This is a genomic window from Streptococcus oralis (genome assembly GCF_001075675.1).
GTDB lineage: Bacteria > Bacillota > Bacilli > Lactobacillales > Streptococcaceae > Streptococcus > Streptococcus oralis_V.
In genome coordinates this window covers 1-265 of the sequence record NZ_JUNW01000016.1, presented here as the reverse complement: position 1 = coordinate 265, position 265 = coordinate 1, and the positions used below count along the sequence as shown (strand labels likewise).

The following is a 265-nucleotide window of genomic DNA, read 5'->3' as shown; positions in this document are numbered from 1 at the left end:
TGGTTCAACAGTAACTGTAACTGACAAAGACGATGACCTACCACGTAAGATTACCTTCAGTAAGGTTAGCCTTGGTGGTACTGAAATCGCAGGTGCTCAAATCAAGATCTACAAAGGCGACAAGGCAGAAGGCACAGCCGTAGAAAGCTGGACATCTGAAGCTGGTAAGTCTAAAGATCTCAACTTGGCTCCAGGTACTTACACCTTCCATGAGGAAGCAGCCCCAACTGGTTACCTCAAAGTAACGGACATCACTTTCCAAGTC

General features: G+C 46.4%; 1 protein-coding gene. It reads left to right on the top strand.

All coding sequences use genetic code 11. The features are described 5' to 3' along the window. Positions 1-265, top strand: a 265-nt coding sequence (locus tag ADM50_RS02095; RefSeq protein WP_049484370.1) for a prealbumin-like fold domain-containing protein, incomplete at both ends; no start/stop codon positions are given.